The organism is Variovorax sp. V116 (assembly GCF_041154435.1).
Classification (GTDB): Bacteria; Pseudomonadota; Gammaproteobacteria; order Burkholderiales; family Burkholderiaceae_C; genus Variovorax; species Variovorax paradoxus.
Genome location: NZ_AP028661.1, coordinates 2,969,661 through 2,989,084 on the forward strand (window position 1 = coordinate 2,969,661; position 19,424 = coordinate 2,989,084).

General features: G+C 68.5%; 15 protein-coding genes. 7 read left to right on the forward strand and 8 right to left on the reverse strand.

Features of this window, described 5'->3' with window-relative positions:
- Window positions 1–79 precede the first annotated feature (79 nt).
- The 3 genes from map (at window position 80) to pgm (ending at window position 5,286) form a co-directional block, all read left to right on the forward strand.
- The gene (map, locus tag ACAM58_RS14170) at window positions 80–904 is read left to right on the forward strand and encodes a type I methionyl aminopeptidase (RefSeq protein WP_018904501.1); all 825 of its coding nucleotides are present in this window, start codon (window positions 80–82) and stop codon (window positions 902–904) included.
- 34 nt (window positions 905–938) lie between these two features.
- Window positions 939–3,545, forward strand: coding sequence for a [protein-PII] uridylyltransferase (locus tag ACAM58_RS14175; protein ID WP_012748044.1), 2,607 nt, complete (start codon window positions 939–941; stop codon window positions 3,543–3,545).
- A gap of 88 nt (window positions 3,546–3,633) precedes the next feature.
- Window positions 3,634–5,286 (forward strand): phosphoglucomutase (alpha-D-glucose-1,6-bisphosphate-dependent), encoded by a 1,653-nt coding sequence (pgm, locus tag ACAM58_RS14180; protein WP_012748045.1) that lies wholly within the window; start codon window positions 3,634–3,636, stop codon window positions 5,284–5,286.
- A gap of 15 nt (window positions 5,287–5,301) precedes the next feature.
- Here the strand turns inward: pgm and ACAM58_RS14185 are convergent, their stop codons facing one another.
- The 3 genes from ACAM58_RS14185 to ACAM58_RS14195 are packed head-to-tail and all read right to left on the reverse strand — an operon-like array spanning window position 5,302 to window position 8,386.
- Window positions 5,302–6,360: an amino acid ABC transporter permease gene (locus tag ACAM58_RS14185; RefSeq protein ID WP_012748046.1), complete on the reverse strand. Its 1,059-nt coding sequence runs from the start codon at window positions 6,358–6,360 to the stop codon at window positions 5,302–5,304.
- On the reverse strand, window positions 6,357–7,355 hold the full coding sequence (locus ACAM58_RS14190; RefSeq protein ID WP_012748047.1) for an ABC transporter permease subunit: 999 nt from the start codon (window positions 7,353–7,355) through the stop codon (window positions 6,357–6,359). Before ACAM58_RS14190 ends, ACAM58_RS14185 begins: the two co-directional genes overlap by 4 nt.
- Complete coding sequence (locus ACAM58_RS14195) at window positions 7,352–8,386, reverse strand: amino acid ABC transporter substrate-binding protein (RefSeq protein WP_012748048.1); 1,035 nt, start codon at window positions 8,384–8,386, stop codon at window positions 7,352–7,354. Before ACAM58_RS14195 ends, ACAM58_RS14190 begins: the two co-directional genes overlap by 4 nt.
- Before the next feature lie 169 nt (window positions 8,387–8,555).
- On the opposite strand from ACAM58_RS14195, the gene ACAM58_RS14200 reads away from it, so the two are divergent.
- Window positions 8,556–8,951 (forward strand): DoxX family protein, encoded by a 396-nt coding sequence (locus ACAM58_RS14200; protein ID WP_012748049.1) that lies wholly within the window; start codon window positions 8,556–8,558, stop codon window positions 8,949–8,951.
- A 50-nt stretch (window positions 8,952–9,001) separates the two neighbouring features.
- Here ACAM58_RS14200 and def read toward each other — a convergent pair whose 3' ends face one another.
- The 5 genes from def to smc all read right to left on the reverse strand — a co-directional run bounded on the left by def (window position 9,002) and on the right by smc (window position 16,861).
- Window positions 9,002–9,541: a peptide deformylase gene (def, locus tag ACAM58_RS14205; RefSeq protein WP_012748050.1), complete on the reverse strand. Its 540-nt coding sequence runs from the start codon at window positions 9,539–9,541 to the stop codon at window positions 9,002–9,004.
- 33 nt (window positions 9,542–9,574) lie between these two features.
- Complete coding sequence (locus ACAM58_RS14210; protein ID WP_259347703.1) at window positions 9,575–9,949, reverse strand: hypothetical protein; 375 nt, start codon at window positions 9,947–9,949, stop codon at window positions 9,575–9,577.
- A 173-nt stretch (window positions 9,950–10,122) separates the two neighbouring features.
- Window positions 10,123–12,207, reverse strand: a complete 2,085-nt coding sequence (ligA, locus tag ACAM58_RS14215) for an NAD-dependent DNA ligase LigA (RefSeq protein ID WP_012748052.1) — start codon at window positions 12,205–12,207, stop codon at window positions 10,123–10,125.
- Window positions 12,208–12,229: 22 nt separating this feature from the next.
- Complete coding sequence (locus ACAM58_RS14220; protein ID WP_012748053.1) at window positions 12,230–13,333, reverse strand: cell division protein ZipA C-terminal FtsZ-binding domain-containing protein; 1,104 nt, start codon at window positions 13,331–13,333, stop codon at window positions 12,230–12,232.
- Between the two features lie 12 nt (window positions 13,334–13,345).
- Window positions 13,346–16,861, reverse strand: a complete 3,516-nt coding sequence (gene smc, locus ACAM58_RS14225) for a chromosome segregation protein SMC (RefSeq protein WP_012748054.1) — start codon at window positions 16,859–16,861, stop codon at window positions 13,346–13,348.
- Between the two features lie 113 nt (window positions 16,862–16,974).
- Here smc and ACAM58_RS14230 point away from each other — a divergent pair, with 113 nt between their 5' ends.
- Genes ACAM58_RS14230 through ACAM58_RS14240 form a run of 3 tightly spaced genes read left to right on the forward strand, consistent with a single transcriptional unit; the run spans window position 16,975 to window position 19,421 of the window.
- A complete protein-coding gene (locus ACAM58_RS14230) occupies window positions 16,975–17,736 on the forward strand; it encodes a hypothetical protein (protein WP_012748055.1) in 762 nt (253 codons plus the stop codon).
- 60 nt (window positions 17,737–17,796) lie between these two features.
- The gene (locus ACAM58_RS14235; RefSeq protein WP_012748056.1) at window positions 17,797–18,126 is read left to right on the forward strand and encodes a transcriptional regulator; all 330 of its coding nucleotides are present in this window, start codon (window positions 17,797–17,799) and stop codon (window positions 18,124–18,126) included.
- A complete protein-coding gene (locus ACAM58_RS14240) occupies window positions 18,123–19,421 on the forward strand; it encodes a type II toxin-antitoxin system HipA family toxin (RefSeq protein ID WP_012748057.1) in 1,299 nt (432 codons plus the stop codon). Before ACAM58_RS14235 ends, ACAM58_RS14240 begins: the two co-directional genes overlap by 4 nt.
- Window positions 19,422–19,424: the final 3 nt, after the last annotated feature.

Consider the following 19,424-nt stretch of genomic DNA (forward strand, 5'->3'; position numbering starts at 1 on the left):
CGCCCCCCTCGGGGGGCAGCGGGGCACGAAGTGCTCCGCGTCGGGGGCAGGTTCTTCTGGTGAATGGGATAATTCCGGGATGAGCATTACCTACAAAGACGCCGCAGGCATCGAAGCCATGCGCGTCGCCTGCCGCCTGGCCTCCGAGGTGCTGGACTACCTCACGCCCCTCATCAAGCCCGGCATCACCACGAACGACGTCGACCGCCTGGCCGCCGAATACATGGTCAAGCAGGGCACCACCTCGGCCACCGTGGGCTACATGGGCGCGAGCAGCGTGCCCTTCCCGAAGTCGCTCTGCACCTCGGTGAACCACGTGGTCTGCCACGGCATTCCCAATGACAAGCCCTTGAAGAAGGGCGACATCATGAACGTCGACGTGACCGTCATCAAGGACGGCTGGTTCGGCGACAACAGCCGCATGTACATCATCGGCGATGCCTCCATTGCCGCCAAGCGGCTGTGCAGCATCACCTTCGAAGCCATGTGGCACGGCATCCTGCAGGTGCGCCCGGGCGCCCACCTGGGCGACGTCGGCCACGCGATCCAGAAATTCGCCGAAGGCCAGGGCTATTCGGTGGTGCGCGAATTCTGCGGCCACGGCGTGGGCCAGCGTTTTCACGAAGAACCGCAGGTGCTGCACTACGGCCGTCCGGGCACGCTGGAAGAACTCAAGCCCGGCATGATCTTCACCATCGAGCCGATGATCAACGCCGGCAAGCGCGAGGTGAAGGAAGACTTCAAGGGCGGCCAGTACGACGGCTGGACCATCGTCACCCGCGACCATTCGCTGTCGGCGCAATGGGAACACACGGTGCTGGTCACCGAAACGGGCTACGAGGTGCTCACGCTGTCCGAAGGCAGCCCACCCCTGCCCTCGTTCGTCACTTCCACGAAAACGTGAGCCGCGCGAGCGGCGCACGGCTCCGGACACTGCCGTGATCGAACCCGCCAAGATCGATGTCGCCACCTTGCGCGAGGCCTATCGCGCCAGGAAGCTGGCGCTGTTCGACACCCTGCGCTTTGCGCGCGCGCCCACGCGCAGCGTGCACACGGTGCTGCGGCAGCTGTCGGCCCTGGCCGACCAGACGCTGTGCACGCTCTGGCGCGAGGCCGATTTCGGCGACGCGCTCGCGCTGGTGGCCGTGGGCGGCTTCGGCCGCGGCGAGCTGTTTCCCTACTCCGATGTCGACGTGCTGCTGCTGCTGCCGCCCGAGGGCGAGGCCGGCGCGATCGATCCTGCGCGCATCGAGGCCTTCATCGGCCACTGCTGGGACGCGGGGCTCGAGATCGGCTCCAGCGTGCGCACCGTCGACGAGTGCCTGGCCGAAGCCGAGAAGGACGTCACGGTCCAGACCTCGCTGCTCGAATCGCGGCTGATCACGGGCGACAAGAAGCTCTTCGTGGGCTTCCGCCGGCGTTTTGCACGCGCCATCGATCCGCAGGCCTTCTTCGTGGCCAAGTCGCAGGAAATGCGCCACCGCCACCAGAAGTTCGACAACACGCCCTACGCGCTCGAACCCAACTGCAAGGAATCGCCGGGGGGCCTGCGCGACCTGCAGACCATCCTCTGGATGACCAAGGCCGCGGGCTTCGGCAGCCGCTGGGACGACCTGGCCAAGAACGGCCTGGCCACCTCGTTCGAGGCACAGCAGATCAAGCGCAACGAAGCGCTGCTCTCGCTGATCCGCGCGCGCCTGCACGTGATTGCCAACCGGCGCGAGGACCGCCTGGTGTTCGACCTGCAGACCGCGGTGGCGGCAAGCTTCGGCTATGAAAGCGAATCGCAGCGCAAGTCGAGCGAGGCGCTGATGCGCCGCTACTACTGGGCGGCCAAGGCGGTGTCGCAGCTCAACCAGATCCTGCTGCTGAACATCGCGGAGCGGCTGCAGCCGGTGGACGAGCAGCACACGCCGATCAACGAACGCTTCTTCGAGCGCGCAGGCCTCATCGAGATTGCGAGCGACGACCTCTACGAGCGCGAGCCGCACGCCATTCTCGAGACCTTCCTGCTCTACCAGAAGACCATCGGCGTGAAGGGCCTGTCGGCCCGTACGCTGCGCGCGCTCTACAACGCGCGCCACGTGATGGACAGCAAGTTCCGCAACGACCCGGTCAACCACCAGACCTTCATGCGCATCCTGCTGCAGCCCTACGGCATCACGCATGCGTTCCGGCTCATGAACCAGACCTCGGTGCTGGGGCGCTACCTGCGGGTGTTCCGCAGCATCGTGGGGCAGATGCAGCATGACCTGTTCCACGTGTACACGGTGGACCAGCACATCCTGATGGTGCTGCGCAACGTGCGGCGCTTCTTCATCGCCGAGCATGCGCATGAGTACCCGTTCTGCTCGCAGCTTGCGGCGGGCTGGGACAAGCCATGGATCCTTTACGTGGCGGCGCTGTTCCATGACATCGCCAAGGGCCGCGGCGGCGACCATTCCACGCTCGGCGCACGCGACGTGCAGCGCTTCTGCAAGCAGCACGGCATCGCGCGCGAGGATTCCAGGCTGATCGAATTCCTGGTTGCGGAGCACCTGGTGATGAGCCAGGTCGCGCAGAAGCAGGACCTGAGCGACCCCGAGGTGATCGGCGCCTTCGCCAGGCGCGTGGGCAACGAGCGCTACCTCACGGCGCTCTACCTGCTGACGGTGGCCGACATCCGCGGCACCTCGCCGCGCGTGTGGAATGCCTGGAAGGGCAAGCTGCTCGAAGACCTGTACCGCTACACGCTGCGCGCGCTCGGCGGCCGCATGCCCGATCCCGACGCCGAGGTGGAATCGCGCAAGCGCGAGGCGCTGGTGCAGCTGGCCCTGCACGCGCAGCCCTTCGAGGCCCACAAGGCCCTGTGGGCCACGCTCGACGTCGGCTACTTCATGCGCCACGAGGCCACCGAGATCGCCTGGCATGCCAAGCAGCTCTCGCGCTTCGTGCCGCCGCCCAACGTGCCCATCGACCCCAAGGCGCCGCCGATCGTGCGGGCCCGTCTTTCGCCGGTGGGCGAAGGCCTGCAGGTGGTGGTCTACACGCCCGACCAGCCCGACCTGTTCGCGCGCATCTGCGGCTACTTCGACCAGGCCTCGTTCAGCATTCTCGATGCGAAAGTGCACACCGCGACCAACGGCTACGCGCTCGACACGTTTCAGGTGGTGACCACCTTCCTGCCCGACCACTACCGCGATCTCATCAGCATGGTGGAGTCGGGCCTGGCGCAGACGCTGACCGAAGCCGGCCCCCTGCCCCCGCCCAGCGTGGGCCGCGTGTCGCGGCGCGTGCGCAGCTTTCCGATCAAGCCGCGCATCAGCCTTTTGCCCGACGACAAGGCCCAGCGCTGGCTGCTCAACATCTCGGCCAGCGACCGCGCCGGGCTGCTCTATTCGGTGGCGCGCGTGCTCGCCCGGCATCACCTGAACCTGCAGCTCGCCAAGGTCACGACGCTCGGCGAGCGCGTGGAAGACACCTTCCTGATCAGCGGGCCCGAACTGCAGGGCCAGAAGACGCAGTTGGCCATCGAGACCGACCTGATGGAAGCGCTGGCCTCCTGAGGCCCGCTTGCCGCTTGTTTCATCCGCAGGCGCATCCTGCGGCATGATGGTGCCGACTCTTGTTTCAACTCGAACGGCAACCCTCGACATGAGCCAGAAAACCAATCCCCTCGCAGGCCAGCCCGCACCGCTGGACCTGCTCGTCAATGTCCCGCGCCTGATCTCGGCCTACTACACCGGCCGGCCCGATCCCTCGGTGCCTTCGCAGCGCGTGGCCTTCGGCACCTCGGGCCACCGCGGCTCCTCCTTCGACAACGCGTTCAACGAATGGCATGTGCTGGCCATGAGCCAGGCCATTGCCGACTACCGGCGCCAGAAGGGCATCGACGGCCCGCTGTTCCTCGGCATCGACACGCATGCGCTTTCGACGCCCGCCTTCAACAGCGCGGTGGAAGTGCTGGCGGCCAACGGCGTCGAGCTGATGCTGTCGAAGGACGACGAGTACACGCCCACGCCCGCCGTCTCGCATGCGATCCTGGTCTACAACCGCGGACGCACGGCGGGGCTGGCCGACGGCATCGTGATCACGCCTTCGCACAACCCGCCCGAAAGCGGCGGCTTCAAGTACAACCCGCCGAACGGCGGCCCCGCGGGCACCGACATCACCTCGGCGGTCGAAGCCGCGGCCAATGCTTTTCTTGCGGCGGACCTCAAGGGCGTGAAGCGCCTGCCGCTCGCCCAGGCGCTGCGCGCTGCGACCACGCACCGCCACGACTACCTCAACACCTACGTCGAAGACCTCGCGCAGGTGCTCGACATGGATGCGATCCGCGGCGTGGAGATCGACCTGGGTGTCGATCCGCTGGGCGGCGCGGGCGTGCGCTACTGGCCGGCCATCGCCGAGCGCTACAAGCTCGGGCGGCTCAATGTGCTGAGCCAGGAGGTCGACCCCACCTTCCGCTTCATGTCGCTCGACTGGGACGGCCGCATCCGCATGGACCCGTCGTCGCCCGACGCCATGCACCAGCTGATCGGCCTGCGGGAACGCTTCGGCATTGCCTTTGCCTGCGACACCGACCATGACCGCCACGGCGTCGTCACGCGCAGCGCGGGGCTGCTGCCGCCCAACAACTACCTGGCGGTGATGGCCGACTACCTCTTCACGCACCGGCCGCAGTGGGCGGCGCATGCGGCCGTGGGCAAGACGGTGGTCAGCAGCCAGATGATCGACCGCGTGGCCGCCCGGCTGGGCCGCAGGCTCTACGAGGTGCCGGTGGGCTTCAAGTGGTTCGTCGACGGGCTGGTGGATTCGTCGCTGGGCTTTGGCGGCGAGGAAAGCGCGGGCGCTACCTTCCTGCGGCGCGACGGCACGGTATGGACCACCGACAAGGACGGCATCGTGCCCGCCCTGCTCTCGGCCGAGATTGCCGCGCGCACCGGGCGCGATCCCGGCGAACGCTTTGCCGAACTGGCGCAGGCGCTGGGCCAGCCGGTGGCCAATCGCGTGGATGCGGCGGCCACCGTCGAGCAGAAGAAGAAGCTCTCCAGCCTGTCGCCGCAGCAGGTGCTGTCCACCGAGCTTGCCGGCGAGAAGATCCAGGACGTGCTGAGCCACGCACCCGGCAACGGCGCGGCCATCGGCGGCGTGAAGGTGGTCACCGAGAACGGCTGGTTCGCCGCGCGGCCCTCGGGCACCGAGAACATCTACAAGATCTACGGCGAGAGCTTTCTCGGTGCCGAGCACCTGGGCCGCATCCTCGAGGAGGCGCAGCTGCTGGTCGACAAGGCGCTGGCGGGCTGAGTGCGGCCGGCGCGTTCAGCGCGCGCCCTCTCCCAGCCGCCGCTCGAGCCACACGCTGTAGCGCGATAGCCCGAAGCACAGCACCCAGTACACCGCCGCAACGAAGAGGTAGCCCTCGAGGTAGAACGGCCGCCAGGTCGGGTCGCCGCCGAGTGCGAGGCCCAGCGCGCCGGTCAGCTCGAACAGGCCGACCACCGTGACCAGCGAGGTGTCCTTCAAGGTGCCGACCACGCTGTTGGTCAGCGCCGGCACCACCAGCCGCAGGGCCTGCGGCAGCACGATGTCCCGCTGCACCGGCCAGCGGCCGAAGCCCAGCGCCATCGCCACTTCGGTCTGGCCGCGCGGCACGGCCTGCAAGCCGCCGCGGATGATCTCGGCCAGGTAGGCCGCAACGAACAGCGTGAGCCCCGCCAGCACGCGCACCAGCACATCGGGCTGCCAGCCCGCGGGCCAGAGCAGCGGCAGCAGGAACGAGGCCATGAACAGCACCGAGATCAGCGGCACGCCGCGCACCAGCTCGATGTAGCTCGCACTGAGCGTGCGGACCACCGGCCAACCCGAGCGGCGCCCGAGCGCGAGCAGCAGCGCGAGCGGAAAGGCCAGCGCGAGGCCCACCACCGCCAGGCCGATGGTGAGCGGCAATCCGCCCCAGCGGCTGGTCGGCACGGGGGCGAGGCCCGCCACGCCGCCGCGCATCAGCAGCACGAACAGCACGAGCGCCACCACCCAGAGCAGCGCCAGCCACCAGCGCCAGCTGCGCGGCCAGGCGCTCATCACAGTGACGGCCGACAGCACGGCCACGGCAATGGCCGGGCGCCATTGCTCTTCGTAGGGAAAGCGGCCGAACAGCATCGGGCGCCATTTCTCGGCCACCACGCCCCAGCAGGCGCCATGCTGCACCGCGCGGCAGGCTTCCGCGTCAGGCCGGAAGACGGCGTGCAGCACGCCCCATTCGACCGCGTGGTAGCCGCCCCATGCCAGCAGCGCGAGCAGCAGCACGGTCGCCAGCGCCCGCGGCGGCGAACCCCAGAGTTCGCTGCGCCAGGCGATCGGGCCCTGGGCCACGTTCCTCATCGCCAGCCCCTGAGCGCGACGCGCGCGTTGTAGCGGTTCATGCCGAAGGAGATCAGCAGCGACAACAGCAGGTAGACCGCCATGATGATGGCGATGCACTCGAAGGCACGGCCGTTCGAGCCGATGGTGGTGTTGGCCACCGACACCAGCTCCGGATAGCCGACGGCCACCGCGAGCGATGAATTCTTGACGAGGCTCAGCAGCTGGTTGGTGAGCGAGGGCACGATCACCCGCAGCGCCTGCGGCAGGATCACGATGCGCAGCTGCTGTACCGGCGCGAGTCCCAGCGCTTGGCCCGCAAGCACCTGCCCCTGCGGCACCGAGAGGATGCCGGCGCGCACGATCTCGGCCACGAACGCGGCCGAGTAAAAAGACAGGCCCGCGACGATGGTCACGTACTCCGGACTCAGCGCCGCGCCACCGCTCACGCCGAAGTCGCCGCGCTCGGGCCAATCGAAATGCGTGGGCCACCAGCCACCCTCGCCCGACGCCGGCCAGGGCACGCTCAGGCCGCCCTTGCTGAGCCACACGCCCGGCAGCAGCCGCACAGGCTCGGTGGGATCGGGCAGCAGGTTGGCAATCGCAAAGGCCAGCATCAGCAGCTGCACGAGCAGTGGCACGTTGCGCAGCAGCTCGACGTAGGCGGTGCAGATGCCGCGCAGCAGCACGTGCGGCGCGAGCCGGCCGATGCCGATCAGCGTGCCGAGCACCACCGAAAAAATGGCGGCGGGCACCGAGGCGCGCACCGTGTTGACCAGGCCCGCAAGGAAGGCGCGCCAGAACGGCTGGCTGGCCTCGAAGCCGAGCCAGCCTTCGCTGATGGAGAAGCCCGCAGGCTCGGCAAGAAAGTCGAAGCCCGATCGGACGCCGCGCGCCCGCAAGACCTCGAGCGCATGGTTCACGACCCAGGCCGCGCCGGCCACCACGGCCAGCACCAGCAGCGCCTGGACGACCCAGCCCAGCCAGGCGCCGCGGCGCGAGGCTCCGCTGCTCATCGAACCGGTGGTGCGTAGATCAGGCCGCCCTTGTTCCAGAGGTTGTTCGAGCCGCGCGGCAGCTTCAGGACCGACTTGGGGCCCACGTTGCGCTCGAACATCTCGCCGTAGTTGCCGACGGCCTTGATGGCGCGGAACGACCAGTCCTTGTCCAGGCCCAGCAGCTTGCCCAGGTCTTCGCCGGCGCCCAGCAGGCGCTGCTGCGCCGGGTCCTTGCTGCCGGCCTTGAGCTCGTCGGCATTGGCCTGCGTGACGCCGAATTCCTCGGCCTCGATGAGCGCGTTGGGCACCCATTTGGCAATGGCGAACCATTCGTCGTCGCCGCGGCGCACCAGCGGCGCGAGCGGCTCCTTGGAAATGAGCTCGGGCAGGATGACGTAGTCGTCGGGGTTCGGCGCTTCCTTGTTGCGCAAGCCCGCCAGCGCCGAGGCGTCGGTGGTGAAGGCTTGGCAGCGGCCCGAGAAGAAGGCCTTGAACGAGGCCTCGAAGCTCTCGAACACCACCGTCTTGACCGGGATGTTCTGCGCGCGGAAGTAGTCGGACACGTTCTTCTCGTTGGTGGTGCCCGACTGCGTGCAGATGGTCGCGTTCTTGAGCTGCTTGGCGCTCGTCACCTTGAGCTTCTTCGGCACCAGGAAACCCTGGCCGTCGTAGTAGGTGATGGTGGTGAAGTTGAAGCCCAGCGACGCATCGCGCGTGAGCGTCCAGGTGGTGTTGCGCGCAAGGATGTCGATCTCGCCGGCCTGCAGCGCCGAGAAGCGCTGCTGCGAATTGAGCGGCACGAAGTCGACCTTCTTCGGATCGCCGAGCACGGCCGCCGCAATGGCGCGGCAGGTGTCGACGTCCAGGCCCGACCAGTTGCCCTGCGTATCGGGCGCGGAAAAGCCGGCCACGCCATTGGTCACGCCGCACTTGACGGTGCCGCGCTGCTTGACGGCATCGAGGGTCTTGCCGGCAAAGGCGGGGGCGGCAGCGGCAAGCGCTGCAACGGCTGCGGCCATGGCCAGTGCGGGACGGAATCGGTTCTTCATTGGTGTGTTCTCCTCAACAACAAGCAAAAGCCAGTGTACGAGGCTGCGCGCCACTCTGCCAAAGAACGGGCGGTTGGATGCATATGCCGCAGGCGCCGGCACGGTGTTTTTCTTGGACGCCGCATTCACTAACATACGGGCCTTCAATCACTTCACCAGGAATCTGCACATGACCAAATCCGATGACACCGGCAAGCTCGTTCTGCGCGTCGCGCTCGGCATCCTCATCCTGCTGCACGGCATCGCGAAGGTCGGCAAGGGCGTCGACGGCATCGGCGGCATGCTGGCATCCCACGGCTTGCCGGCCGCCATGGCTTACCTGGTCTATGTGGGCGAGATCCTTGCGCCCGTGCTGCTCATCGTGGGCCTGTTCACCCGTCCGGCTGCGCTGATCGTTGCGCTCAACATGCTGGTGGCCATCTGGCTCGTGCACCGGAAAGACCTGGGCGCACTCAATGGCCAGGGCGGCTGGGCGCTGGAACTGCAGGGCATGTTCCTGTTCTCGGCACTTGCCATTGCGCTCTTCGGCGGCGGCCGGTTCGGCCTGGGCGGCAAGTACAACTGAAGGAAGAAGGAAGGAAGCATGCGGCCGGCGGCGTGCCGGCCGTTCTTTCGTCACTCGTCGTCGTTCGCGTCCAGCCCTGGAAACAGGACGTCGGTATAGCCGAAGCGCGAGAAGTCGCGCACCCGCATCGGATAGAGCTTGCCCAGCAGGTGATCGACTTCATGCTGCACCACGCGTGCATGAAAGCCGCTCGCGACGCGGTCGATCGGATCGCCGTAGGGGTCGAAGCCGGTATAGCGGATGTTGGCAAAGCGCGGCACCACGCCGCGCAGGCCCGGCACCGAGAGGCACCCTTCCCAGCCCTCTTCTTCCTCGTCGCCGATCGGCGTGATGACCGGGTTCAGCAGCACGGTGCGCGGCACCGGCGGCGCGTCGGGATAGCGGGGATTGACCACGTCGGTGCCGAAGATCACGAGTTGCTGGTCGACACCGATCTGCGGCGCGGCCAGGCCCGCCCCATTGACGGCCAGCATGGTCTCGAACATGTCGCGCACCAGCAGGTGCAGTTCGTCGGTGTCGAAGGCAGCCACCGGCTGTGCAATGCGCAGCAGCCGGGGGTCGCCCATCTTGAGGATTTCGCGGATGGCCATGGCGGGATTATCGCGAGCGGCCCCGCCGCGGCGTCATGGAGGGGTTTGTCCCTTGGAGTCGGGCGACGACCACAGCCGCGACGCGCCGCGCGGCGGATCCGGCCGGTATTGCGGCAGCGGCGACACGCCGGCAGCCGGCGGCCGCGCGCCACCGCCGCCGCCCCAGCCGGGGCGAGAAGGCACAGGCACGGGAACCGGCACTGGCACCGGACGCGCCACCGGGTAGCCCGGGCGCCCGTAGTAGGGCCTGCCACCGTAGTAGGGGCGGTCATGGTCGTAATAGCGGCGCCCGCCTTCGTAGTAGCCGCCGCCCTGGATATAGACCGGCGCCGGATTCACCACCACCGGATCCGAGTAGTACGGCTGCGAATAGCCCCCGCTGTAGTAGGGGTCGCCAGGAACAGCCACGCAGCCGCCAAGCAGCGCGAAGCCGCCGATGGCGACACTGATACCGAGAACACGAATTTTCTGCATGAGGGACTCCTTGTCAGCCTTCAGTTTTCAACGCCAGCTTGTAGGCCCTGTTGACTGCGGTGGTGTGAAGTCGCGTAACTGCCGGTAAGAACCGCGCTTCACCCCCTTCAACCCGGCGCACCGCCGGCGAGCAGCTCCAGCATACGCGCCTCGTCGATCACCTCCACGCCGATCTCGCGCGCCTTGTCCAGCTTGCTGCCGGCCTCTTCGCCGGCCACCAGGTAGCTGGTCTTCTTGCTGACGGAACCCGCCACCTTGGCGCCGGCTGCTTCCAGTTTGTCCTTGGCTTCGTCGCGGCTCAGCGTAGGAAGGGTGCCGGTAATCACGAAGGTCAGCCCCGCCAGCGGCTTGGGCGCCCGGGCGGCGGGTTCGCCCTCCTCCCAGGTCAGCCCGCAGGCGCGCAGCTGCTCGACCACCTCGCGGTTGTGCGGCTGGTCGAAGAAGGTGCGCAGGCTTTGCGCGACGACCGGGCCCACGTCGTTGACTTCCAGCAACTGCTCCTCGCTCGCATCCATGATCGCGTCGAGCTTGCCGAAGTGCTTGGACAGGTCCTTGGCCGTGCTCTCGCCCACGTGCCGTATGCCCAGGCCGAACAGGAAGCGCGGCAGCGTGGTCTTCTTCGACGCCTCGAGCGCATCGACGAGGTTCTTGGCCGACTTGTCGGCCATGCGGTCCAGCCCCGCCAGCGTGGCGAATCCGAGCTTGTAGAGGTCGGGCAAGGTGCGGATCAGGTTGGCATCGACCAGCTGCTCGACCAGCTTGTCGCCGAGCCCGTCGATGTCGACCGCGCGGCGCGCCGCAAAGTGCAGGATGGCTTCCTTGCGCTGGGCCGCGCAGAACAGGCCGCCGGTGCAGCGGTAGTCGACTTCGCCCTCTTCGCGCAGCGCTTCCGATCCGCACACCGGGCACTGGTGCGGCATGGTGAAGAGCAGGCCTCGCTCGCCCTCGGGCCTGGCGAGGCTTTCGGGCACCACGCCGACCACTTCGGGGATCACGTCGCCGGCCCGCCGCACGATCACCTTGTCGCCCACGCGCACGTCCTTGCGGCGCGCCTCGTCCTCGTTGTGCAGCGTGGCGTTGGTGACGGTCACGCCGCCCACGAAGACCGGCGCGAGCTTGGCCACCGGCGTGAGCTTGCCGGTACGCCCGACCTGCACCTCGATGCCCAGCACCTCGGTGATCTGCTCCTGCGCCGGGTACTTGTGTGCCACGGCCCAGCGCGGTTCGCGCGAGACGAAGCCCAGCCGCCGCTGCAGCTCGATGCTGTCGACCTTGTAGACCACGCCGTCGATGTCGTAGGGCAAGGCATCGCGCTGGCGCCCGATGTTCTCGTGGAAGGCGATCAGTTCGATGGCACCGGTCGCGCGTGCGGTCTGCGTGGCCACCGGAAAGCCCCAGGCGTGGAACTGCTGCAGCCAGTCGAACTGGGTCGGAAATTCCGGCCCGCCTTCGCTGGCCGGCGTGACCTCGCCGAGGCCGTAGGCAAAAAAGCTCAGCGGCCGCGCCGCCGCAATGGCCGGATCGAGCTGGCGCACCGCGCCGGCCGCGGCATTGCGCGGATTGACGAAGACCTTCTCGTTCTTCTGCCCGGCCGCGATCTTCTCGCGCTGGCGCTCGTTGAGCGCCTCGAAGTCGGCGCGCTTCATGTAGATCTCGCCGCGCACCTCGACCACGGGCGGCGCCTTGCCATTGAGCCGCAGCGGAATCTCGCGCACCGTGCGGATGTTCTGCGTGACCTCCTCGCCGACCTCGCCATCGCCGCGCGTCGCGGCCTGCACCAGCACGCCGTTCTCATAGCGCAGGTTCATGGCCAGGCCGTCGAACTTGAGTTCGCAGACGTACTCGACCTGCGGCCCGTCCTCGGCCAGGCCCAGTTCCTTGCGCACGCGGGCATCGAAGGCGCTGGCGCCGCCGGGCGAGATGTCGGTCTCGGTGCGGATCGACAGCATCGGCACCTTGTGGCGCACCTTCACGAAGCCTTCGAGCACCTTGCCGCCGACGCGCTGCGTGGGCGAATCGGGCGTGCGCAGTTCGGGGTATTCGGCTTCCAGCGCCTGCAGCCGCTGGAACAGCCGGTCGTACTCGGCGTCGGGCAGCTCGGGCGCATCGAGCACGTAGTAGAGATGGGCGTGCTTGTGGAGCTGTTCGCTCAGTGCGGCGGCTTCGCGTGCCGCTTCGTCGCGCGTGGTCATGGGTGTCTCCCGAACGATCGGATCAGCTGAAAAGGCGGCGCGCCAGGGGCGAGCCGGCGGCCAGGTCGCGCGACTCGAGCGTGTCGTAGAGCTGCTCGAGGTCGGCGCCGATCGCATCCATGGTTTCCTCGCGCAGCAGCTGGCCGTCGCTGTCGGTGACCACGCCGTCCATCTCGCGCGCCAGCGTGGCGGCGGCTTCGCGCATGCGGCGGAACGGCTGCTCGGCGCGGTCGACCTGCGGCACGTCCAGGCTCAGGCTGAGTTCGCGGATGGCCGACTGCGCCGGATCGTCGGCCAGCGCGGCCTGCGTGTCGAACGAGAGCCCGAGGATCGGCGGCAGCCCGGCCTCGCTGGTCGGCAGCACCATGCGCCCCGGGATGATGCCGGCCACAAAGCCCAGCCGCGCCGCGTTCTGCTGCACGTAGCCGGGACTCCAGGCGGCATGCAGCGCGCGCAGCACGAAGCCCAGCTGCGCATCGTGCGCGCTGGCGAACTGGTCGAGCTCGCGGGCGCGCGCCACCTCGTCGAGCATTTCAGGAAATTCGAGCGCGCCGTTGACGGCATCGGCAAAGGCCTGCGCCTTGACCACGAATTCGGAGTATTCGATCTCGTTGAGCGCGCCGGTGCGGTTCGCCAGCTGCACACCCACCTGGAAGGCGCTGTAGCGCTGGCCCGGCACGGGCGGCTCCCACTGGCCGGTGTGTTCGTTCAAGCCCTCGATGGCCACGGGCTTGCTGCCCGCGCGGCGCGTGGGCGGCATGGCGGCAATGGCCGCGTCGCCCGATGCGAGCCCGTCCAGCGACACCGGCGCGATCACGTCGATCAGCGGATCGAGCCCGCCGCGCCGCTCGGCCGCGGGCACCGGGCTCGCGCTGGGCGCGGGCAGGTCGGGGTCGAACAGCGGTTCGTGGCGTTCATGACCCGGCGTCGGGTGCGGATCGATGTGCAGCATCGGCTCCACGCCGTCGGACGAGGACGATGGCCGAGGGTCCGCCTCGGACAGGTCGCGGTCAGCGGCGTCGGGCTGGCGCGGCGCATTGCGGCGCGAGGTCAGGGTGTTGTAGGCAACGACGGCCGCGAGGACGAGGCCGCCGAGGATGGCCAGGGCGAGAGTGAGATTGCTCATGGGCTGCCCGGATCAAGCAGCCTCGACCATGGAGGCGGCCGCTTCCATGTCGACCGCGACGATGCGCGAGACGCCCTGCTCCTGCATGGTGACGCCGATCAGCTGCTCGGCCATTTCCATGGCGATCTTGTTGTGGCTGATGAAGAGGAACTGGGTTTCGCGGCTCATGGCGGTCACGAGTTTGGCATAGCGTTCGGTGTTCGCATCGTCCAGCGGCGCGTCCACTTCGTCGAGCAGGCAGAAAGGCGCCGGGTTGAGCTGGAAGATCGCGAACACCAGCGCAATGGCCGTGAGCGCCTTCTCGCCGCCCGAGAGCAGGTGGATGGTCTGGTTTTTCTTGCCGGGCGGCTGCGCCAGCACCTGCACGCCGGCGTCGAGGATCTCGTCGCCGGTCATCACGAGCCGTGCATTGCCGCCGCCGAACAGCTCGGGGAACATGCGGCTGAAGTGCTCGTTGACGATCTTGAAGGTGCCGCCCAGCAGGTCGCGCGTCTCGGCGTCGATCTTGCGGATGGCGTCTTCCAGCGTGCCGATGGCCTCGTTCAGGTCGGCGGACTGCGCATCGAGGAAGGTCTTGCGCTCGCTGGCCACGGCGAGCTCGTCGAGCGCCGCCAGGTTGACCGCGCCCAGCGCCACCACTTCGCGGTTCAGGCGGTCGATCTCGCCTTGCAGGCCGGTGAGGCGGACCTTGTCGGCTTCGATCGACTGGGCAACGGCCTCGAGGTCGGCGCCGGCGTCGTCCAGCAGCTGCTGGTATTGCTCGACGCCCAGGCGCGCGGCCTGTTCCTTGAGCTGGAATTCGGTGATGCGCTGGCGCAGCGGATCGAGTTCGCGCTCCAGCTGCAGCCGGCGTTCGTCGCTGGCGCGCAGCTTCAGCGTGAGGTCGTCGTACTGGCTGCGCGCCGCACCCAGCGCGGCCTCGCGCTCGAGCTTGAGCGCCAGCGCGTCCTGCAGGCCGGCCTGGGCCGCCGCATCGGACAGCCGGCCGAGTTCGGCGCGGGCGCGCTCGTCTTCGTCGGTGAGCGACAGCACCTGCTGCGATGCGGTTTCGATCGCGCGGTTCAGCTCGCCGCGGCGGGCTTCGAGCGTGCGCTGCGAGAAGGTGGCCTCCTGCGCCTGCCGCTCGAGGCTGCGGTGCTGCTCGCGGCTCGCGGCCAGCACGCGGCCGGCCTCGATCACGCGTTCGTCGAGCTGCGCGTGGCGCTCCTGGCTGTCGGCCAGCTGCATGTCGAGCTCTTCGAAGCGGCCTTCGGCCGCCATGCGCTTTTCCTGCAGTTCTTCCAGCTGCGCGTCGACCTCGGCCAGGTCGGCAGCCAGCTGCTCGCTGCGCGCGCGCGTCTGCTCGGCGAGCTGCGTCATGCGCAGCGTCTCGACCTGCAGTTCATGCGCACGCGATTGCGTTTCGGCCGCTTCGCGGCGCGCCGTGACGAGGCGCTGCGCCGCATCGGCGTAGGCGGCTTCGGCGCGGACCAGCGCGGTGCGCGCCTCTTCGCTGATGAGGGCCTGGGCACGCAGCTGGCGCTCGAGGTTTTCCATTTCCTGCTGGCGCGCCAGCAGGCCAGCCTGCTCGGAATCGGGGGCGTAGAAATTGACGCTGTGCGAGAAGACGGCGTGGCCGCTCTGCACGTAGATGACTTCGCCCGGCTGCAGCGTGGCGCGCTGCGCGAGCGCTTCTTCGAAACTCTGCGCGGTGTAGCAGCCGTGCAGCCAGTCGGTCAGCAGGGCCTGCAGGCCCGCATCGTTCAGGCGCAGCAGGCTCGACAGGCGCGGCAGCGCGGCCGTACCTTGCGGCGCGCCGGCCGCGGGCGGGCTGTAGAACGCGAGCTTGGCGGGCGGCGCATCGTTGCCGAAGGCGCGCACCATGTCGAGCCGGCTGACCTCGAGCGCGCCCAGGCGTTCGCGCAGCGCCGCTTCGAGCGCGTTTTCCCAGCCCTGCTCGATGTGGATGCGGCTCCACAGCCCCTGCATGCCTTCGAGCCCGTGCTTGGCGAGCCAGGGCGCCAGCTTGCCATCGGTCTTGACCTTTTCCTGCAGCGCACGCAGCGCCTCGAGCCGCGCCGAGAGCTCGGCATGGCGCGCGCCTTCGGTGTTGACGGCCTGCTGCTTGGCGCGGCGGTCGTCGTCGAGCTGCGGCACCGATTCCTGCAGCTCGTGCAGGCGCGCGTCGGCCTCGCTCGCGGTTTCCTGCGCGGCCGCATGCTCTTCCTGCAGGGCTTGCAGGCGCGCCTCGTCGGGCGCGGCCAGTGCGTTCTGGTCGGCGCGCAGGCGTTCGCTGCGCTGCGTGAGCTGCCGGCTCTGCTCTTCGATGTTGCGCTGGTCGGCCGCCAGCACCTGGATCTGCTGCTGCACCTGCGAGACGGTGCTGCGCTGGGCGTTGGCCTCGTCCTGGGCGCGCTGCACGGCTTCCTCGAGCTCGGGCATGCGCGCGTCGTGTTCCTCGAGCTGCGCGGCCAGCAGCACGGCCTGCTCTTCCGCGTCGACGCCCTGGCCGGCCAGGGTTTCGATCTCCGCCTCGGCCTCTTCGCGGCGGCGGCCCCATTGGCCCATCTGCTCGCGCAGCTGGACCAGCCGCTGCTCCACGCGCTGGCGGCCTTCGACCACGAAGCGGATCTCGCCTTCGAGGCGGCCCACTTCGGCGCTGGCTTCGTAGAGCTTGCCCTGGGCCTGGTTGACCTGGTCGCCGGCCGCGTAGTGGGCCTGGCGCACGGTTTCGAGTTCGGATTCGATGCGGCGCAGGTCGGCGGTGCGCGACTCGAGGTCGTTGATCGCCTTTTCCGAGTCGGCCTTGATCTTGGCCTGGTCGGCATCGCTTTCGCTGCGCTTGAGGAACCACAGCTGGTGCTGCTTTTTGGTGGCTTCGCCCTGCAGCGCGTTGTAGCGCGCAGCCACCTCGGCCTGCTTCTCGAGCTTTTCGAGGTTGGCGTTGAGTTCGCGCAGGATGTCTTCCACGCGCGTGAGGTTCTCGCGCGTGTCGCCCAGGCGGTTTTCGGTTTCGCGCCGGCGCTCCTTGTACTTGGAGACGCCCGCCGCCTCTTCGAGGAACAGGCGCAGCTCCTCGGGCTTGGACTCGATGATCCGGCTGATCGTGCCCTGGCCGATGATCGCGTAGGCGCGCGGTCCGAGGCCGGTGCCCAGGAACACGTCCTGCACGTCGCGGCGGCGCACCGGCTGGTTGTTGATGTAGTAGCTGCTGGTGCCGTCGCGCGTGAGCACGCGCCGCACGGCAATTTCGCCGAACTGGTTCCACTGGCCGCCCGCGCGGTGGTCGGCGTTGTCGAACACCAGTTCCACGCTCGAACGGCTGGCCTGCTTGCGCGTGGTCGTGCCGTTGAAGATCACGTCCTGCATCGACTCGCCGCGCAGCTCCGACGCGCGCGACTCGCCCAGCACCCAGCGCACCGCATCCATGATGTTCGACTTGCCGCAACCGTTGGGCCCGACGACGCCGACCAGTTGGCCCGGCAGCAGGAAGTTGGTGGGTTCGGCGAACGACTTGAAGCCCGAAAGCTTGATGGAATTGAGACGCACGACTTGTCGGCCTGCCTTGGCATGACGCCAAGGTATTGATTTGTAAGGAAAATTGCACGGACCTGCCGTTCGAGACAGGCCGCCGCCCCAGCCGTGGATGATAACGTCAGGGCATGAGCGATTCCCTGGTTTCATCACCTCTTGCCGCGCGCCGCGGCTGCCTGCTGGCCGGTGCGGCCGCCCTGCTGGGCCTTGGCGGCTGCGCGGCCGTGCGTTCCACCAACCGCGCCGAAGCCTATAGCAACCAGGAATGGTTGCAGTCCAGCGCCAACCGCATTGCCAACCTCTCGCTGCGCGACAACCTGCAATCGATCCGGCGCGTGCAGACCACGCTCTACCGACGCAATCCGCGCGAATGGCGCAAGTCGGCCGCCAGCGTCGAGGCGGCCGCCCAGCGCGCCTGGGATGCGGTGCTGACCGGCCCTGCCCTGCCCGAGCTGCGCGGCGCCACGGGCATCGAAGCCATCCGCATGGCTTTCGATACCGGGCCGCAGGGCTACCAGGGCGACCGGGTGGCGGCACTGGTCGTCGGCTGGGCCACCATGCTCAAGCAGGCCAACGGCGACACCTGGGACCAGACCATGCTCGACGGCGTCAATGCCGAGAACAGCTTCCGGGCCGCGCGCAACTTCGAGATATCGCTCTGGCTGATTGCCTCCAAGACCGGCCCCGACGGCCAGCCGCTGCTGCTGGCCACCGAGATCAGCGAGCGCGGGCGCAACCTCGTGGCCGACCGCGAACTGTCCAAGGTGGTGGCGCGGCTCGACCTGCTGGCCGCCCAGGCCGACGAGAAGTACCGGCGCGCGGCGCTCGATTTCGGGCAGAACTGGGTCATGGGCGTCGTGATGCCCTTCTTCACGCTCATTCCCCGGTAGCGATTGCGGGCACTCTCGGAAACATATTTCCGAAACTGCAGCTTGCGGTAATATGTTTCCGTGAACAAGCAGGAACTCATCACCGCCCTGGCGGCCCGGCGCGAAGCCGCGGGTCTCGGCAACGCTGAAATCGCGCTGCGCTCCGGCCTCACCGAACGTTCGGTGCGCAATGCGCTGAGCCTGAAGGGAAATCCGCAGATGTCCTCGCTGCTGGCGCTGGTGGATGCCCTGGGCCTCGAGCTGCAGCTCGCGCCCAAGGGCTTCGGGGAACGCGCGGACGCCGAGCCCGGCTACCGCCCGGTGCCCACGCGCATCGGCAACGCCGTCGGCGCTGCGGCGGTGCCGCCGGCTCCGGCGTCCGGGCCCCGTTCGAAAAAGCCTTCGCCATGAACGTCAAGATCCTCGAGATCTCGCTCGGCGCGCGCCGCTTCGGCAAGCTGTTCCAGTACGCGGACCTCTGCCGCTTCGTGGCGGAGCCCGAACTGGTGGCCGCGCCGCCGCCCGAGGTGCTGTCGCTATCGATGGTGGCCAGCGATCCCTCGGCGCAGGCCGCCCTGTGGAGCGACGTCAAGAACCCGCTCTTCAACGCACAGGGCGGGCAGTTGCCGCGCTTCTTCCAGAACCTGCTGCCCGAAGGCGTCCTGCGCAGCCACATCGCGCAGCTGCGCGGCTGCCGCGAGAACGACCATTTCGAGCTGCTTGCGGCCTGCGGCGGCGACCTGCCCGGCGCGGTGAGCGCGCGGCCGGTCTCGGTCGACCGCGGCACCTTGCAGCGGCTCATCACCCAGGACCAGGACGCGCTCGAAATGTCGGTGGTCGAGCTGCCGATGCCGCAGGGCATCTCGGTGTCGGGCGTGCAGCCCAAGCTCGGCCTGCGCCGGCAAGGCGGGCGCTACGTGGCCCGCACCCGCGCCGGCGCGAGCACGCGCGTGATCGCCAAGCTGCCGGTGGCCGGGCGGCCCCACATGCCGCAGCTGGAAATGCTCTCGCTGCAGATGGCGGGTGCGGCCGGCGTCGAGGTCTGCCATGCCGAACTCGCGCCGCTCTCGGCCATTGCGGCCGAGCACAGCTACGCGCTGCCCGACGAGCCCGACTTCCTTGCCGTGACGCGCTTCGACCGCGAAGGCGCGCGCCGCATCCATTTCGAGGATTTCGCGCAGGTGCTTGCGGTCGACCCGATGCACAAGTACAGCGCCAGCTACCTCGACATGGCGCTGGCGATGCGCGCCTTTCCATCGCTGGGCGAGGAAGCGGTGCTCGAACTCGTGCGGCGCCTTGCGGTGAACGACCTGCTCGGCAACCCCGACGCGCATCTGAAGAACTTTGGCGTGCTGTACCCCGACGGCATCGCGCCGCGGCTGGCGCCGGCCTACGACATCGTGGCCTATGCGGCGCTGCAGGGCGTCGACGGCCATGCGCTGCCTCTTCTGCCCGCAACGCCTGGCGAGGCCGCCCCCAGGCGCAGCGCCCTGTTCACGCCCGCCAGCGTGCGCGCCTTCTGCTTCTCGGCCGGGCTGCACGAGCCGCTGGTGCGGCGCACCGTGGCCGACACGGCGCGGCTCGCGCGCAGCCGCTGGCCCGCGATGATCGAGGCATCGGCGCTGCCGGCCGCGTGGAAGAAACGGCTGCAGCAGCGCTTGCAGGCACATCCCTTGCTGCAGGGGATGGCGCGGCGCGGCAAATAGAAA

Coding starts and splice junctions, on each gene's coding strand:
- map (WP_018904501.1), top strand. CDS start 80: ATGAGCATTACCTACAAAGACGCCGCAGGCATCGAAGCCATGCGCGTC.
- pgm (WP_012748045.1), top strand. CDS start 3,634: ATGAGCCAGAAAACCAATCCCCTCGCAGGCCAGCCCGCACCGCTGGAC.
- ACAM58_RS14185 (WP_012748046.1), bottom strand. CDS start 6,360: ATGAGGAACGTGGCCCAGGGCCCGATCGCCTGGCGCAGCGAACTCTGG.
- ACAM58_RS14190 (WP_012748047.1), bottom strand. CDS start 7,355: ATGAGCAGCGGAGCCTCGCGCCGCGGCGCCTGGCTGGGCTGGGTCGTC.
- ACAM58_RS14195 (WP_012748048.1), bottom strand. CDS start 8,386: ATGAAGAACCGATTCCGTCCCGCACTGGCCATGGCCGCAGCCGTTGCA.
- ACAM58_RS14200 (WP_012748049.1), top strand. CDS start 8,556: ATGACCAAATCCGATGACACCGGCAAGCTCGTTCTGCGCGTCGCGCTC.
- def (WP_012748050.1), bottom strand. CDS start 9,541: ATGGCCATCCGCGAAATCCTCAAGATGGGCGACCCCCGGCTGCTGCGC.
- ligA (WP_012748052.1), bottom strand. CDS start 12,207: ATGACCACGCGCGACGAAGCGGCACGCGAAGCCGCCGCACTGAGCGAA.
- ACAM58_RS14220 (WP_012748053.1), bottom strand. CDS start 13,333: ATGAGCAATCTCACTCTCGCCCTGGCCATCCTCGGCGGCCTCGTCCTC.
- ACAM58_RS14230 (WP_012748055.1), top strand. CDS start 16,975: ATGAGCGATTCCCTGGTTTCATCACCTCTTGCCGCGCGCCGCGGCTGC.
- ACAM58_RS14240 (WP_012748057.1), top strand. CDS start 18,123: ATGAACGTCAAGATCCTCGAGATCTCGCTCGGCGCGCGCCGCTTCGGC.